Source organism: Burkholderia ambifaria AMMD (assembly GCF_000203915.1).
GTDB lineage: Bacteria > Pseudomonadota > Gammaproteobacteria > Burkholderiales > Burkholderiaceae > Burkholderia > Burkholderia ambifaria.
Window position 1 is genome coordinate 1,623,281 of sequence record NC_008391.1, and the last position, 15,098, is coordinate 1,638,378.

General features: G+C 61.0%; 8 protein-coding genes, 2 tRNA genes, 3 rRNA genes, 1 pseudogene and 1 riboswitch. Of the genes and pseudogenes, 4 read left to right on the top strand and 10 right to left on the bottom strand.

Going from position 1 to position 15,098, the window contains the following annotated elements:
* Nucleotides 1-28: 28 nt before the first annotated feature.
* Nucleotides 29-937, top strand: a complete 909-nt coding sequence (locus BAMB_RS23250; protein ID WP_011659607.1) for a LysR family transcriptional regulator — start codon at nucleotides 29-31, stop codon at nucleotides 935-937.
* A gap of 22 nt (nucleotides 938-959) precedes the next feature.
* Here BAMB_RS23250 and BAMB_RS23255 read toward each other — a convergent pair whose 3' ends face one another.
* Complete coding sequence (locus tag BAMB_RS23255; RefSeq protein ID WP_011659608.1) at nucleotides 960-1,679, bottom strand: CbtA family protein; 720 nt, start codon at nucleotides 1,677-1,679, stop codon at nucleotides 960-962.
* 13 nt (nucleotides 1,680-1,692) lie between these two features.
* Nucleotides 1,693-1,902, bottom strand: a complete 210-nt coding sequence (locus tag BAMB_RS23260; RefSeq protein ID WP_006752367.1) for a CbtB domain-containing protein — start codon at nucleotides 1,900-1,902, stop codon at nucleotides 1,693-1,695.
* Between the two features lie 34 nt (nucleotides 1,903-1,936).
* A riboswitch (cobalamin riboswitch) is annotated at nucleotides 1,937-2,078 on the bottom strand.
* Nucleotides 2,079-2,121: 43 nt separating this feature from the next.
* On the opposite strand from BAMB_RS23260, the gene BAMB_RS23265 reads away from it, so the two are divergent.
* Both BAMB_RS23265 and BAMB_RS23270 read left to right on the top strand, forming a co-directional pair.
* Nucleotides 2,122-2,709, top strand: a complete 588-nt coding sequence (locus BAMB_RS23265; RefSeq protein ID WP_011659609.1) for a histidine phosphatase family protein — start codon at nucleotides 2,122-2,124, stop codon at nucleotides 2,707-2,709.
* A gap of 139 nt (nucleotides 2,710-2,848) precedes the next feature.
* The gene (locus tag BAMB_RS23270; protein ID WP_011659610.1) at nucleotides 2,849-4,441 is read left to right on the top strand and encodes an inorganic phosphate transporter; all 1,593 of its coding nucleotides are present in this window, start codon (nucleotides 2,849-2,851) and stop codon (nucleotides 4,439-4,441) included.
* Between the two features lie 82 nt (nucleotides 4,442-4,523).
* Here the strand turns inward: BAMB_RS23270 and BAMB_RS23275 are convergent.
* Nucleotides 4,524-4,799, bottom strand: a pseudogene (locus BAMB_RS23275) (transposase); the annotation flags it as partial.
* A 495-nt stretch (nucleotides 4,800-5,294) separates the two neighbouring features.
* On the opposite strand from BAMB_RS23275, the gene BAMB_RS23280 reads away from it, so the two are divergent.
* Nucleotides 5,295-6,038: a 2OG-Fe(II) oxygenase gene (locus BAMB_RS23280; RefSeq protein ID WP_041491535.1), complete on the top strand. Its 744-nt coding sequence runs from the start codon at nucleotides 5,295-5,297 to the stop codon at nucleotides 6,036-6,038.
* 567 nt (nucleotides 6,039-6,605) lie between these two features.
* Here BAMB_RS23280 and BAMB_RS23285 read toward each other — a convergent pair.
* The 7 genes from BAMB_RS23285 to BAMB_RS23315 all read right to left on the bottom strand — a co-directional run bounded on the left by BAMB_RS23285 (nucleotide 6,606) and on the right by BAMB_RS23315 (nucleotide 15,097).
* Nucleotides 6,606-8,030 (bottom strand): DHA2 family efflux MFS transporter permease subunit, encoded by a 1,425-nt coding sequence (locus BAMB_RS23285; RefSeq protein WP_011659613.1) that lies wholly within the window; start codon nucleotides 8,028-8,030, stop codon nucleotides 6,606-6,608.
* A gap of 706 nt (nucleotides 8,031-8,736) precedes the next feature.
* Nucleotides 8,737-8,849: ribosomal RNA gene (gene rrf, locus BAMB_RS23290) — 5S ribosomal RNA — on the bottom strand.
* A 227-nt stretch (nucleotides 8,850-9,076) separates the two neighbouring features.
* Nucleotides 9,077-11,958 (bottom strand): 23S ribosomal RNA (locus tag BAMB_RS23295).
* Nucleotides 11,959-12,246: 288 nt separating this feature from the next.
* Nucleotides 12,247-12,322, bottom strand: a tRNA-Ala gene (locus BAMB_RS23300).
* Between the two features lie 42 nt (nucleotides 12,323-12,364).
* Nucleotides 12,365-12,441: transfer RNA gene (locus tag BAMB_RS23305), tRNA-Ile, on the bottom strand.
* A gap of 62 nt (nucleotides 12,442-12,503) precedes the next feature.
* Nucleotides 12,504-14,036: ribosomal RNA gene (locus tag BAMB_RS23310) — 16S ribosomal RNA — on the bottom strand.
* Together the 16S, 23S and 5S rRNA genes with 2 tRNA genes alongside form the textbook arrangement of a ribosomal RNA operon.
* Nucleotides 14,037-14,545: 509 nt before the next feature.
* Nucleotides 14,546-15,097 carry a phosphonate degradation HD-domain oxygenase gene (locus BAMB_RS23315; RefSeq protein ID WP_011659614.1) on the bottom strand — a complete coding sequence of 184 codons (552 nt, stop codon included), beginning with the start codon at nucleotides 15,095-15,097 and terminating at the stop codon, nucleotides 14,546-14,548.
* Nucleotide 15,098 lies beyond the last annotated feature (1 nt).

Consider the following 15,098-nt stretch of genomic DNA (forward strand, 5'->3'; position numbering starts at 1 on the left):
TCATGTGTTTGCGGAGTGAGCGATATCCATGCTGGAACGATTCCATCTCGTCGTGATCCGTGAAGTCGAGCGCCAGGGCTCGTTGACCGCGGCCGCCAATGCGCTGCACCTCACGCAATCGGCGCTCAGCCATACCGTCCGGAAAATCGAGCAGCAGCTCGGCACGCCGATCTGGGATCGGGAGGGCCGCGGCCTGCGGCTGACGCAGGGCGGGCAATATCTGCTGAAGCTGGCGAACCGCCTGCTGCCGCAGTTCGAGCTCGCCGAGGAGCGGATGAAGCAGTATGCAAAGGGCGAGCGCGGCACGCTGCGCATCGGGATGGAATGCCATCCGTGCTACCAGTGGCTGCTGAAGGTCGTGTCGCCGTACCTGTCGCGCTGGCCGGACGTCGACGTGGACGTGAAGCAGCGCTTCCAGTTCGGCGGCATCGGCGCGCTGTTCGGCCACGACATCGATGTGCTCGTGACGCCCGACCCGCTGAACAAGCCGGGGCTGCGCTTCGATCCCGTGTTCGATTACGAGCAGGTGCTGGTGGTCGCGGATGCGCACCGGTTCGCGAACGCCGACTACGTGACGCCCGAGCAGCTGACCGACGAGGTCCTGATCACCTACCCGGTCGAGACCGACCGGCTCGACATCTACAACCAGTTCCTGACGCCGGCCGGCATCGTGCCGCGGCGCCACAAGTCGATCGAGACGACCGACATCATGCTGCAGATGGTGGCGAGCGGGCGCGGCGTGGCCGCGCTGCCGAGATGGCTTGCCGATGAATACGCGGACCGGATGCCGGTCGTGCCGGTCAAACTCGGCAAGAAGGGCATCGCGAAACAGATCTTCCTCGGCATCCGCGACGCGGACGCATCGATCGACTATCTCGCCGCATTCGTCGCGCTCGCGCGCGAATCGACGTGGAGCGCGCCGCGCATGCTGCGCTAGGCGCGCCCCGATGCGATGCGCGTCAGGCGGCGCGCATGGTGCGTTCGCCGCGTTCGACCCATGCGCCGAACAGCAGGCCGATCGTCGTCCACATGATCGCCTGCATGCCGATCGCGGCGACGCGGAACTTCCACAGCACCGCGGCCGGGAATTCGGCCGGCACTTCATCGATCGACGGCAGCCCGATCTGCACGGCCGCGATGATCGCGACGAACGCGAGGCCCGCGACGATCGATGCGTTCCACGGGCCGAGCTTCGCCAGCAGATGACGACGCACGCTGACCGAGAACGCCATCGTCGCGACCGAGATCGCGATCATCAGGAAGAACAGGCCCGTGCGATAGCCGATCGTGTCGTGGTCACCCACTGCCGGCGGATTGGCCGGGTATTTGATGCTCGGCACGATCACGAGCGCGACGAACGTCGCCGCCGCGAGCCATGCGGCGAGCGGCCGTGCCGGGAGGCGGCTGCCTCGCCCGTATGCAAACGCGAAGACCAGCGAGAACAGCCCGCCGAATGCCGCGCCGTAGGTCACGACACCCGTCAGCAGGCCGACGCCGGCCTGCGTGCGGCGGCTGACGAGTTCGGGCTCCGGGGCTTCGCCGTTGGCGGCGTCGACTTTTTCTCCGAAGGAGATTGCCTGATCGACTTGCGGTTCGCCGACGATTCTGGCGAAACCGAACGTGAGGAGGCCCGCGACGATGCCTGCGAGCATCCCACGCATGAGCAGCTTTCCGATCATCGTGTGCTCCGCGTCAGTGGCAGGGAAAGCCGAGCAGATGGCGGCCGTCGTGGACGAACTCGTGCACGTACATGCCCGGCACGAGCGACGTCGCTCCCTGTTCCGCACCGACGAAATAGAGCGCGAGCAACAGGATCAGGCCGACGAAGATGGCCCACGGCAACAGCTCGCGGACGGGAATGGGCGCCGGCACGACGACCGGCTTCAGCACTGCTTCGCTCATGGATGCACCTCAGGGGAATCGCGCCCCGACAAATGTTGGATGGAATACGAAGGCAGGTCTGGCTTCCGGGATTGAAGATCCGCGGTTACAGTGGCGCGACCGCGCCGGGCTTGCACCGGCTTCCGCACCTCGTATCGGGCGAATTGTACGCGCGAACGTTCGCGTGTTGAAGGCCCGCGCATCACGGGCGCGGCCGTTCCGAACTTTCCGGCCATCGACATGACCCAACCTGCCTCGCTGCGCCTGATCGCGCATGCGCCGACCCGCGCGATGCGCATCGGCGCGTTTCCCGCCGACGATCCGCTCGATGCACGCGGGCTCGCCGCGGCTGCCGCGCTGCGCGAGCGGTTCGCAGGCGCACCCGGCGCGATCGTGCTGTGCAGCCCCGCACCGTGCGCGCGGCAGACCGCCGACGCGCTCGGGCTGCACGCGGCCATCGACGATGCGCTACGCGATGTCGACTACGGCCACTGGCACGGCAAGCGGCTGCATGACCTCGCGCGCGACCTGCCGGACGAACTCGGCGCGTGGCTCGACGATCCGTCCGCGTCGCCGCACGGCGGTGAATCGTTCGAAGACGTCGCGCGCCGCGTCGGCGCATGGTTGAGCGCGCTGCCATGTAACCGCGACATCGTCGCGATCACGCATGCGGCGATCGTGCGTGCGGCCATCGCGCACGTGCGCCGGATGGACGCGAAGGCGGCGACCCGCATCGACGTCGCGCCGCTGTCGTGCACGATATTCGCCGCGTCGGGCGATGGCTGGACGTCGATCACGGACGACGTTCGACGCGATGCCGATGCGTAAGCCCGCCTGCTCACTATATGGAGAATGACGACGCCATTTCCTTACACCCCTGTAAGAAAATGGTTCGTCCTCCCGACTGTCATCAAACTGACTGGTAGCGAAAGCTAGCATCGGCTGCGGTTACCTACGAGATGCCGCCATGAATCAGCCTGCTTCGTCCGCCGCGAATAACGCCGGCTCCACCGAACGTACCCGACAGGTCGGCTATGCCGTCTTTCTGCTGGTACTCGCGGCCGGCGCCGTCTATATCGCCACCCACCTGATCGCCGATCTGTCGCCCGTGCGCGAAGGGTCGCTGTTCCCGTACCTGATGCTCGGCGCCGCGCTGGTGATCGCGCTCGGCTTCGAATTCGTCAACGGTTTCCACGACACCGCGAATGCGGTCGCGACTGTGATCTACACCCACTCGCTGACGCCGAACGTCGCGGTGATCTGGTCCGGCATGTGGAACTTCCTCGGCGTGATGGTTTCCAGCGGGGCCGTCGCCTTCGGCATCCTGCAGTTGCTGCCGGTCGAGCTGATCCTGCAGGTCGGCAGCGGGTCGGGTTTCGCGATGGTGTTCGCGCTGCTGATCGCCGCGATCGTCTGGAACCTGGCGACCTGGTATTTCGGGTTGCCGTCGTCGAGCTCGCATACGCTGATCGGATCGATCATCGGCGTCGGGCTGATGAACCAGTTGATGCACGGGCCGTCGGGCACGAGCGGCGTCGACTGGGGCCAGGCGCTCGGCGTCGGCAAGTCGCTGCTGTTGTCGCCGATCGTCGGGTTCCTGTGCGCGTCGCTGCTGCTGCTCGTGCTGAAGGCCGTCGTGCGGATTCCGGAGCTGTACAAGGAGCCGCCGAAGGATCAGCCGCCGCCGTTCTGGATCCGCTGCCTGCTGATCCTCACGTGTACCGGCGTGTCGTTCGCGCACGGCTCGAACGACGGGCAGAAGGGGATGGGCCTCATCATGCTGATCCTGATCGGCACGATGCCGACCGCGTATGCGCTGAACAAGGCGGTCACGACGGCCGAATCGCAGACCTTCGTCGCCGTCGCGAACCAGGCGGCCGCGACCTTCGCGAAATACTCGAACGGCGCCGCGCCGTCCGCGAATCCGCGCGCCGACGTCGAGCACTTCGTGCAGCGCCGCGAGATGACGCCTGCCGTACTGCCGGCCGTGCAGCAACTGTCCACGTCGCTCGCGACCGCGGTCGGCTCGTCGGGCTCGATGGCGGCCGTGCCGCAGGGTGACGTCGACAACGTGCGCAACACGATGTATCTGGTATCCGAAGCGATTCGCCTGATCGAGAAGGCGGGTCAGCCCGCGTTCGCCGCCGATGACAAGCTCGCGATCGACAACTACCGCAAGCAGCTCGATCACGCGACCAAGTTCATTCCGACCTGGGTGAAAGTGGCCGTTGCGATCGCGCTGGGTCTCGGCACGATGGTCGGCTGGAAGCGGATCGTCGTGACCGTCGGCGAGAAAATCGGCAAGCAGCATCTGACGTACGGACAGGGTGCGTCGGCCGAACTCGTCGCGATGCTGACGATCGGCGCGGCCGATGTGTACGGGCTGCCCGTGTCGACGACGCACGTGCTGTCGTCGGGCGTCGCGGGCACGATGGCGGCGAACGGGTCCGGGTTGCAGTGGAGCACGGTGCGCAGCCTCGTGCTCGCGTGGGTGCTGACGCTCCCGGCGTCGATCGCACTCGCGGCCGGGCTTTACTGGCTGTTCCGGTCGATCGCCTGAGCGGGACGGGCGGCGAGCGGCTGAGGAATTGGTCGCTCGCCGGGGAGGTATCCGGAATTTCGTGTGTGAGGCGGATTGAGTTTCAGACTCCAATGTTGAATCGTTCCGGGTAAAGCAGTGCGAACTGGGTCATCGCGCTCTTCCAATCGTGCCGGGAACCGGTCCACTTGGCTACGACGTTGCGCAGCGCTAGCCAGATCAGTTTGAGCGCGGCCTCGTCCGACGGGAAGTGGCCGCGCGCCTTGATGATCTTTCGAAGCTGCATGTGCAGCGACTCGATGGCGTTGGTCGTATATACAATTTTCCGGATATCGGGCGCGAAGGCATAGAACGGAATCACCTGATCCCAGGCTCGTCGCCCTGGAGGATTGGGCTCGGTTGCTACGTCTGTTCGCCTCACCCTCTCCTCGTCGCCTCCTCACTTCTTCGCTTCCTCGCCGCCTCGCTTCCTCGCTTCCTCGCTTCCTCGCTTCCTCGCTTCCTCGCTTCCTCGCTTCTGCGCGCTTCGCCTCTTCGTCTCGCAGACCCTCTCGCCGTTCGTGTCGCGCACACTACGCTGAACTTATCCCGGTCAGTCGCGCAACGACGTCGCACTGAATCGCCGTTGCGCCCGACTGCTCGCCCCGCGAACTGTCCCCTCTCTCCCGAATTGAAGCGCAAGATCTGGAGCGCGCCGTCGCATCGGCGACATTAGACTGGGTTCATCGACTTTCATCGGGGTCACGGTCGCGCTCGCAACGCTGCCCCACATCGCGTCGCCGACCATCCCGCTGCGACCGCCCGCGCATATTCCGGCGCGCGCGACATGCCAGCACGACTCCGTATCCCCATCGCTGACGAACGAGGTACACCCGTGAACATTGCCGATCTGCAACCCGCCCTCGCATCTGTCGACCTCGTACAACGCGTGAGCGCAGTCGACTGGACCGCCGTCGGTACCGAACTCGATCGCTATGGGTGCGCTCGCGTACCGGGCCTTCTCTGCACCGACGAATGCACGGCGCTGGCGTCGCTCTATTCGCGCGATGCGCTTTACCGTTCGCGCGTCGTCATGGCGCGGCATGGCTTCGGCCGCGGCGAATATCGGTATTTCGCTTATCCGCTGCCGGCGGTCGTCGACACGTTGCGAACCGCGATCTACCCGCATCTCGCGCCGATCGCGAATCGCTGGAACCAGGCGCTCGGGATCGACGTCCGCTACCCGGCCGACCACGCGGCATTCCTCGAGCGCTGCCACGCGGCGGGACAGACGCGACCGACGCCGCTGATCCTGCAGTACGGTCCGGACGACTACAACTGCCTCCATCAGGACCTGTATGGCGAGCACGTCTTTCCGCTGCAGGTCGCGATCCTGCTGTCGGCGCCGGGCCGCGATTTCACGGGTGGGGAGTTCGTGCTGACGGAACAGCGGCCGCGGATGCAGTCGCGTGCGGAAGTGGTGCCGCTGACACAAGGCGACGCTGTGATCTTTGCCGTGCACGGCAGGCCCGTACAGGGAACGCGCGGCGTCTATCGCGTCAACCTGCGTCACGGCGTGAGCCGTATCCGGACCGGGCACCGCCATACGGTCGGCATCATCTTTCATGATGCTCAGTAGCGGCACGCGGACGTGAGAACGGTGGCGTCGGGTGGCGTCGGGTGGCGTCGGGTGGCGGCGGACGGCGGCGACGGCGGTGGTGCGGGTGCGGGTGCGGGTGCGCGTGCGGGGTGCGGGGTGCGGGGTGCGGGGTGCGGGGTGCGGGGTGCGGGGTGCGGGGTGCGGGGTGCGGGGTGCGGGGTGCGGGGTGCGCGGTGTCAGGTGCCGGGTGCCGGGTGCCGGGTGCCGGGTGCCGGGTGCCGGGTGGCGGCGGGAGGGCGGGAGGGCGGGAGGGCGGGAGGGCGGGAGGGCGGGAGGGCGGGAGGGAGGGAGGGTGGCGGGTGGCGGGTGGCGGGTGGCGGGTGGCGGGTGGCGGGTGGCGGGTGGCGGGTGGCGGGTGGCGCATCAGGCCCGAGGTCGTGCGTGCGCGGCATGGCGGCTGAGCATCGCCGGCAACACGGCAGTGTGTTCATGAAAGGCATGCGCGAAGATTCGTCGCGCCCGTGACGCACCGAACCGTCAGGCGAGCTGAGCAACCGAGCGCGACCATATGCACCGTCGCGATTCAAGCCCGACCGGCCGTTCAACCTATCCTCGAGCGGCACTCGCCCGAAGTCGGTCGCCCGCGTCGGACGCGAGCCGCGCATAGCCCGGCAACGTCAGCAGCGCGAGCACGCCCGCGGCAACGAACGCCCAGCGAAAATCGTCGAGCACGTAGTGAATCCCGGCCGCATCGCCGCGCATCAGCGCGGCGAGCCGCAATGCCAGCGCGCCGAATGCGATCCCCATCCCGATCGTCATCTGCTGCGCCGCGCTCCATAGCGTGCTCGCAGCGCTCGTCTGGTGCGACGGAACATCGGCATAGGCGAGGGTCGCCAACGTCGTGAACTGCATCGAGCGCGTCAGCCCGTAGACGAATACGACCAGCAGCGTGATCGCGAGCGGCGTCGACGCGGTCAGCCAGCCGCATGCGATCGTGAAGAAGCCGACGATCGTCACGTCGACGAGCGCGACGCGGCGAAACCCGAAACGATCGAGGATCCACGACGTGCCCGCCTTCATGCCCAGATTGCCGAGCGCGCTCGCGAGCAACAGCAAGCCGGACTGGAACGGCGACAGCCCGAAACCAATCTGAAACAGCAGTGGTAGCAGATAAGGCACCGCATTGATCGCAATCCGCGTGACCGATCCGGTGAGCACCGTGACCGAAAAGGTCGGCACCTTCAGCGTCGTGAAGTCGAGCAGCGGGTGCGCGCAACGCCGCGCGTGCAGCCACGCGGCGACGCCGAACAACACGCTGGCCCCGACCAGCACGGCCGCGCGCATGAACTGCGCATCCTGCTGACCGGCCGTTTCGGTACCCAGCAGCAGACAGGTCAGCGCACCGCCCGCCAGCACGAACCCGACCCAATCGAGCGGCCGCTGTTCGTCCGCGCGCGTGTTCCGGACGATCAAGCACGTACAGACCAGCGCGGCGAGGCCAAGCGGCACGTTCAACAGGAAGATCCATCGCCATGACGCATAGGTCGTGATGAAGCCGCCGATCGGCGGCCCAACGACCGGCGCAACGATACCCGGCCACGTGATCGTCGCGATCGCGCGCATCAGCCGTGCTTTCTCGGTGCTGCGCACGACGATCATCCGCCCGACCGGCACCATCATCGCCCCGCCGACGCCCTGCAGCACCCGTGCGGCCGTAAACGTCACAACGCCGTTGGACAGCCCACACAGAATCGATGCGCCGGTAAAAATCACAATCGCGCTGCCGAACACCGTGCGGGAACCGTATCGGTCCGCGATCCACCCGCTGATCGGGATGAACACCGCAAGCGCGAGCATGTAGGCCGTCATCCCGAGACTCAGCGCATTCGGCCCGACGCCGAAGGAATGCGCCATCTGCGGCAGCGCGGTCGCGATCACGGTCGTATCGAGATACTCCATGAAGAAGGTCGCGGCGACGAGATACGGCAAGAAGTCGGTCGTCCGACCACTCTGAGCAGAGCTGGAAGTCATGAACGATGCAGTTGCGGAAGGCGGAACACACCGGCAACCACGCGCGGAAGCCGGACGAGTGGCGATATTACCCTGAAGTGTCCGCAAGCCGCGCTGCGGACACTTGGCGCTGAAACCACTTTATGCGCATAGATTCGACGTGGCTCGGCAGCCGAGCCATACATGCCACTGACGTCAGTAAGCACGTATTTGAGCCGATATCGGAGAAGATCGGCGATGTTACTCGCCCAACAGGCCATCCTGTAGTGCTCACCTCGACACGCATCGCTCCAGTCAGCTCGCCCTTGGTCGTCGGTTGTTCCTTGATGGACCACGGCGCCATCCGACACCCGGATCAGGGAAAACTTCATATTGGCGAACGGGCCTACATCGCCGTCTGCATCCTGGAATTTTGCGTGAAACGGTGCATGGATGCAGTCAGCGTGAGACTGCGCAGCCCATCCCAGCAGGGCGGAAGCAATACAAAAAGCGGGACAGCTTTTTCATTTGGATGGCCTGGGGATGTTCGTCAGTGACGGTGAAGCAAGGAAGTGTGATGTGGCCGATCTAGCTGCCCCACCGGCTCTACGGATGCGGCCTGTGTGAGGATCCTGCCCGGCCAGCTCACCTGCCCGCCGGCGCCAAGGGCCCCACCTCGCTGTCATCACTTTCCGCCGCGCCAATGCAAAAACCCCCGCCTTTCGGGCGGGGGTTCTTGGCTTAGGGAGCCTGACGATTACCTACTTTCACACGGGAATCCGCACTATCATCGGCGTAGAGTCGTTTCACGGTCCTGTTCGGGATGGGAAGGGGTGGGACCGACTCGCTATGGTCATCAGGCAAAGAGGGTTGTCACGTTGCTTCGCAACGCGACCAATCTGGGAAGAAGCAGTAATTTAGGTTGTGTGTATCACACACGAGAATCCAACTTGTCTCGTCTTGCTACGCAGGTCGCCGGTACTTCAACCGGCGCGCCGCATCGATCAGCTTTGCTGCTCGATGCTCTGCGTGGGATGCTCGTAAGTGCTGAAGCACTAACGATCATCGACACAAGGCAGACTTGTTATAGGATCAAGCCTTACGGGCAATTAGTATCAGTTAGCTGAACGCATTACTGCGCTTACACACCTGACCTATCAACGTCCTGGTCTCGAACGACCCTTCAAGGGGATCTAGTCCCCAGGGATATCTCATCTTAAGGCGAGTTTCCCGCTTAGATGCTTTCAGCGGTTATCTCTTCCGAACATAGCTACCCGGCGATGCCACTGGCGTGACAACCGGTACACCAGAGGTTCGTCCACTCCGGTCCTCTCGTACTAGGAGCAGCCCCCTTCAAATATCCAACGCCCACGGCAGATAGGGACCAAACTGTCTCACGACGTTTTAAACCCAGCTCACGTACCTCTTTAAATGGCGAACAGCCATACCCTTGGGACCGGCTACAGCCCCAGGATGAGATGAGCCGACATCGAGGTGCCAAACACCGCCGTCGATATGAACTCTTGGGCGGTATCAGCCTGTTATCCCCAGAGTACCTTTTATCCGTTGAGCGATGGCCCTTCCATACAGAACCACCGGATCACTATGACCTGCTTTCGCACCTGCTCGACTTGTCGGTCTCGCAGTTAAGCACGCTTATGCCATTGCACTATCAGCACGATTTCCGACCGTACCTAGCGTACCTTCGTACTCCTCCGTTACGCTTTGGGAGGAGACCGCCCCAGTCAAACTGCCTACCATGCACTGTCCCCGACCCGGATCACGGGCCAAGGTTAGAACCTCAAACAAACCAGGGTGGTATTTCAAGGACGGCTCCACCGAAACTAGCGTTCCGGTTTCATAGCCTCCCACCTATCCTACACAGATCGGTTCAAAGTCCAATGCAAAGCTACAGTAAAGGTTCATGGGGTCTTTCCGTCTAGCCGCGGGTAGATTGCATCATCACAAACACTTCAACTTCGCTGAGTCTCGGGAGGAGACAGTGTGGCCATCGTTACGCCATTCGTGCAGGTCGGAACTTACCCGACAAGGAATTTCGCTACCTTAGGACCGTTATAGTTACGGCCGCCGTTTACCGGGACTTCAATCAAGAGCTTGCACCCCATCATTTAATCTTCCGGCACCGGGCAGGCGTCACACCCTATACGTCCACTTTCGTGTTTGCAGAGTGCTGTGTTTTTATTAAACAGTCGCAGCCACCAGTTTATTGCAACCCCTTCACCCTCTGCGCGCAGGCGCATCAAGCTACAAGGGCGTACCTTATCCCGAAGTTACGGTACCAATTTGCCGAGTTCCTTCTCCCGAGTTCTCTCAAGCGCCTTAGAATACTCATCTCGCCCACCTGTGTCGGTTTGCGGTACGGTCATCGTTAGACTGAAGCTTAGAGGCTTTTCTTGGAACCACTTCCAATTGCTTCGCTCCCGAGGGAGCTCGCGCCACACCCTTGAATTACGCACCCGGATTTGCCTAAGTGCCTTCTCCAATGCAGCGACCGGGACTTCCAACACCCGGACAACCTTCCGCGATCCGTCCCCCCATCGCATCTAACAATGGTGCAGGAATATTGACCTGCTTCCCATCAGCTACGCATTTCTGCCTCGCCTTAGGGGCCGACTCACCCTACGCCGATGAACGTTGCGTAGGAAACCTTGGGCTTACGGCGAGGGGGCCTTTCACCCCCTTTATCGCTACTCATGTCAGCATTCGCACTTCCGATACCTCCAGCACGCTTTTCAACGCACCTTCGCAGGCTTACGGAACGCTCTCCTACCATGCGAGCATAGCTCGCATCCGCAGCTTCGGTATATAGCTTAGCCCCGTTACATCTTCCGCGCAGGACGACTCGATCAGTGAGCTATTACGCTTTCTTTAAAGGGTGGCTGCTTCTAAGCCAACCTCCTGACTGTTTTAGCCTTCCCACTTCGTTTCCCACTTAGCTATATTTGGGGACCTTAGCTGGCGGTCTGGGTTGTTTCCCTCTTGACACCGGACGTTAGCACCCGATGTCTGTCTCCCGTGATTGCACTCTTCGGTATTCGGAGTTTGCTATGGCGGGGTAATCTGCAATAGACCCCCCAACCATGACAGTGCTCTACCCCCGAAGGTGAGACACGAGGCACTACCTAAATAGTTTTCGGAGAGAACCAGCTATTTCCAAGTTTGTTTAGCCTTTCACCCCTATCCACAGCTCATCCCCTAACTTTTCAACGTTAGTGGGTTCGGACCTCCAGTACGTGTTACCGCACCTTCATCCTGGCCATGGATAGATCACTTGGTTTCGGGTCTACGCCCAGCAACTGAACGCCCTATTCGGACTCGCTTTCGCTACGCCTGCCCTATACGGTTAAGCTTGCTACTGAACGTAAGTCGCTGACCCATTATACAAAAGGTACGCCGTCACCCCTTACGAGGCTCCGACTGTTTGTATGCATGCGGTTTCAGGATCTATTTCACTCCCCTCCCGGGGTTCTTTTCGCCTTTCCCTCACGGTACTGGTTCACTATCGGTCGATCACGAGTATTTAGCCTTGGAGGATGGTCCCCCCATCTTCAGACAGGATTTCACGTGTCCCGCCCTACTTGTCGTACACTTAGTTCTTTCATACTGTTTTCGCCTACAGGGCTATCACCTGCTATGGCCGCACTTTCCAGAGCGTTCGGCTAACAATACAAATAAAGAGTACAAGGCTCATCCCATTTCGCTCGCCACTACTTTGGGAATCTCGGTTGATTTCTTTTCCTGCGGTTACTTAGATGTTTCAGTTCACCGCGTTCGCTTCGCATGGCCTATGTATTCAGCCATGGATACTCCAAAAGGAGTGGGTTTCCCCATTCGGACATCTACGGATCAAAGCTCGTTTGCCAGCTCCCCGTAGCTTTTCGCAGGCTACCGCGTCCTTCATCGCCTGTGATCGCCAAGGCATCCACCACATGCACTTGTTCGCTTGACCCTATAACGAGTCTGTCTCATCGACAGTCGCTACAGGTTGAGTTCTCGCGTTGTGCCGTATTCCAATTGAGTCAAACATAGAGTTCGAATCATCTTGAGATACATCGATACAATCACAACCCGGATAGTTTCCACGTCCATCTCAAGACGCTTCCGCTATCCAAATTACTTACTTCTTCCAGATTGTTAAAGAACGACAGCCGATATCTGTTGATATCACTCTGACTGGCTCAATCGCCAATGCAAAATTCTCGGTTCATGTCTGAACCAAGCCCTTAGCGTTGGTGATTGGTGGAGGCAGACGGGATCGAACCGACGACCCCCTGCTTGCAAAGCAGGTGCTCTCCCAGCTGAGCTATGCCCCCATGAGTACAGATTTCCTCAGGTACCTACCGCAGACAAGACAATGGTGGGTCTGGTTGGATTCGAACCAACGACCCCCGCCTTATCAAGACGGTGCTCTAACCGACTGAGCTACAGACCCCTGAGTCTGTCTTTAATTTACAGCCGATAAGCGTGAGCGCTCAATTTTGCGAGAAGCTCTGGAAAGGAGGTGATCCAGCCGCACCTTCCGATACGGCTACCTTGTTACGACTTCACCCCAGTCATGAATCCTACCGTGGTGACCGTCCTCCTTGCGGTTAGACTAGCCACTTCTGGTAAAACCCACTCCCATGGTGTGACGGGCGGTGTGTACAAGACCCGGGAACGTATTCACCGCGGCATGCTGATCCGCGATTACTAGCGATTCCAGCTTCATGCACTCGAGTTGCAGAGTGCAATCCGGACTACGATCGGTTTTCTGGGATTAGCTCCCCCTCGCGGGTTGGCAACCCTCTGTTCCGACCATTGTATGACGTGTGAAGCCCTACCCATAAGGGCCATGAGGACTTGACGTCATCCCCACCTTCCTCCGGTTTGTCACCGGCAGTCTCCTTAGAGTGCTCTTGCGTAGCAACTAAGGACAAGGGTTGCGCTCGTTGCGGGACTTAACCCAACATCTCACGACACGAGCTGACGACAGCCATGCAGCACCTGTGCGCCGGTTCTCTTTCGAGCACTCCCACCTCTCAGCAGGATTCCGACCATGTCAAGGGTAGGTAAGGTTTTTCGCGTTGCATCGAATTAATCCACATCATCCACCGCTTGTGCGGGTCCCCGTCAATTCCTTTGAGTTTTAATCTTGCGACCGTACTCCCCAGGCGGTCAACTTCACGCGTTAGCTACGTTACTAAGGAAATGAATCCCCAACAACTAGTTGACATCGTTTAGGGCGTGGACTACCAGGGTATCTAATCCTGTTTGCTCCCCACGCTTTCGTGCATGAGCGTCAGTATTGGCCCAGGGGGCTGCCTTCGCCATCGGTATTCCTCCACATCTCTACGCATTTCACTGCTACACGTGGAATTCTACCCCCCTCTGCCATACTCTAGCTTGCCAGTCACCAATGCAGTTCCCAGGTTGAGCCCGGGGATTTCACATCGGTCTTAACAAACCGCCTGCGCACGCTTTACGCCCAGTAATTCCGATTAACGCTCGCACCCTACGTATTACCGCGGCTGCTGGCACGTAGTTAGCCGGTGCTTATTCTTCCGGTACCGTCATCCCCCGGCTATATTAGAACCAAGGATTTCTTTCCGGACAAAAGTGCTTTACAACCCGAAGGCCTTCTTCACACACGCGGCATTGCTGGATCAGGCTTTCGCCCATTGTCCAAAATTCCCCACTGCTGCCTCCCGTAGGAGTCTGGGCCGTGTCTCAGTCCCAGTGTGGCTGGTCGTCCTCTCAGACCAGCTACTGATCGTCGCCTTGGTAGGCCTTTACCCCACCAACTAGCTAATCAGCCATCGGCCAACCCTATAGCGCGAGGCCCGAAGGTCCCCCGCTTTCATCCGTAGATCGTATGCGGTATTAATCCGGCTTTCGCCGGGCTATCCCCCACTACAGGACATGTTCCGATGTATTACTCACCCGTTCGCCACTCGCCACCAGGTGCAAGCACCCGTGCTGCCGTTCGACTTGCATGTGTAAGGCATGCCGCCAGCGTTCAATCTGAGCCAGGATCAAACTCTTCAGTTTAAACCTGTTACTGTTTTCGGTTCGGTTAAGAACCGGTCGCTCACTCAAAGCTGACAGGAATATGAATCACTTCATAAACCTGACTTACTTTAGTGTGAGACTCTTGATACTTTCGCTATCTGATCCGAAGATCAGCTCGCTTCCATCAAGCGCCCACACTTATCGGCTGTTAATTTTTAAAGAGCATTTCTGCGAGAAACCTTCTGTTTCCCGGCAGCGCTGCGTTTTCAGCAGCAGAGAAGCGAGATTATGAACCGTCTTTCTTCGCTCGTCAACAACTTTCTGAACTGCTTCATTGCGACGGCGAGGGGTTCAACTTCGCGTGCGCCGAGATCGCTACAGCAACCTTCGTCAGCACCGCTTCCCTTCTTCCCGCGCCGCGTTTCCGTTAGCGCGAAAGAGGCGTGATTGTAGGCACCGTCTTCGAACTGCGCAAGGGGTTTCTCGAAAAAAATATAAGGCCCCGCACGCTGCCTCGTGCGGGGCCTTATATGGACGCAACCGGGCAGTCAGACCACACGCACCTGACGCGCCACTATCTCCATATAGTGATCGAGGTTCGGCGTCACCTTGCGTTCTTCCTTCGCCGTATCGTCCCAGCGGCGCAGACGCAGCGCATCCTCCGCGAACGGGCGCTGCAGGAACGCCGCCGTCTCCTTCTCGCTGAAGACGCCGCCCTGCAGTGCGAGACTGCGCACCGAATCCGGCGACAGGCTCTCGAGGTAGCCCGCGTCCGTCCGGCACAGGCAACGCTTCGCGTCGACGTGCAGCCGGATCGGCTCCAGCACCGCGTCGTCGAACATCGGCCGCAGGAACGGCAGCACGTAATACTGATGAAGATCGTCGATTCCGCGTGCGCTCGGCGTCTCGCCCTGGCGATTCAGCAGATGCCCGAGGTCGTGCAGGAATGCCGCCGCGACCAGCGCGTCGTCGGCGCCCGCCTCCTCCGCCAGCAAGCCGCTTTGTAACGCATGCTCCAGCTGCGTGACCGGCTCGCCGCTATAGGCGACATCGCCGTGCTCGCGATACAGCCCGTGGATCTCTTCCACCGTCAGTGCCATC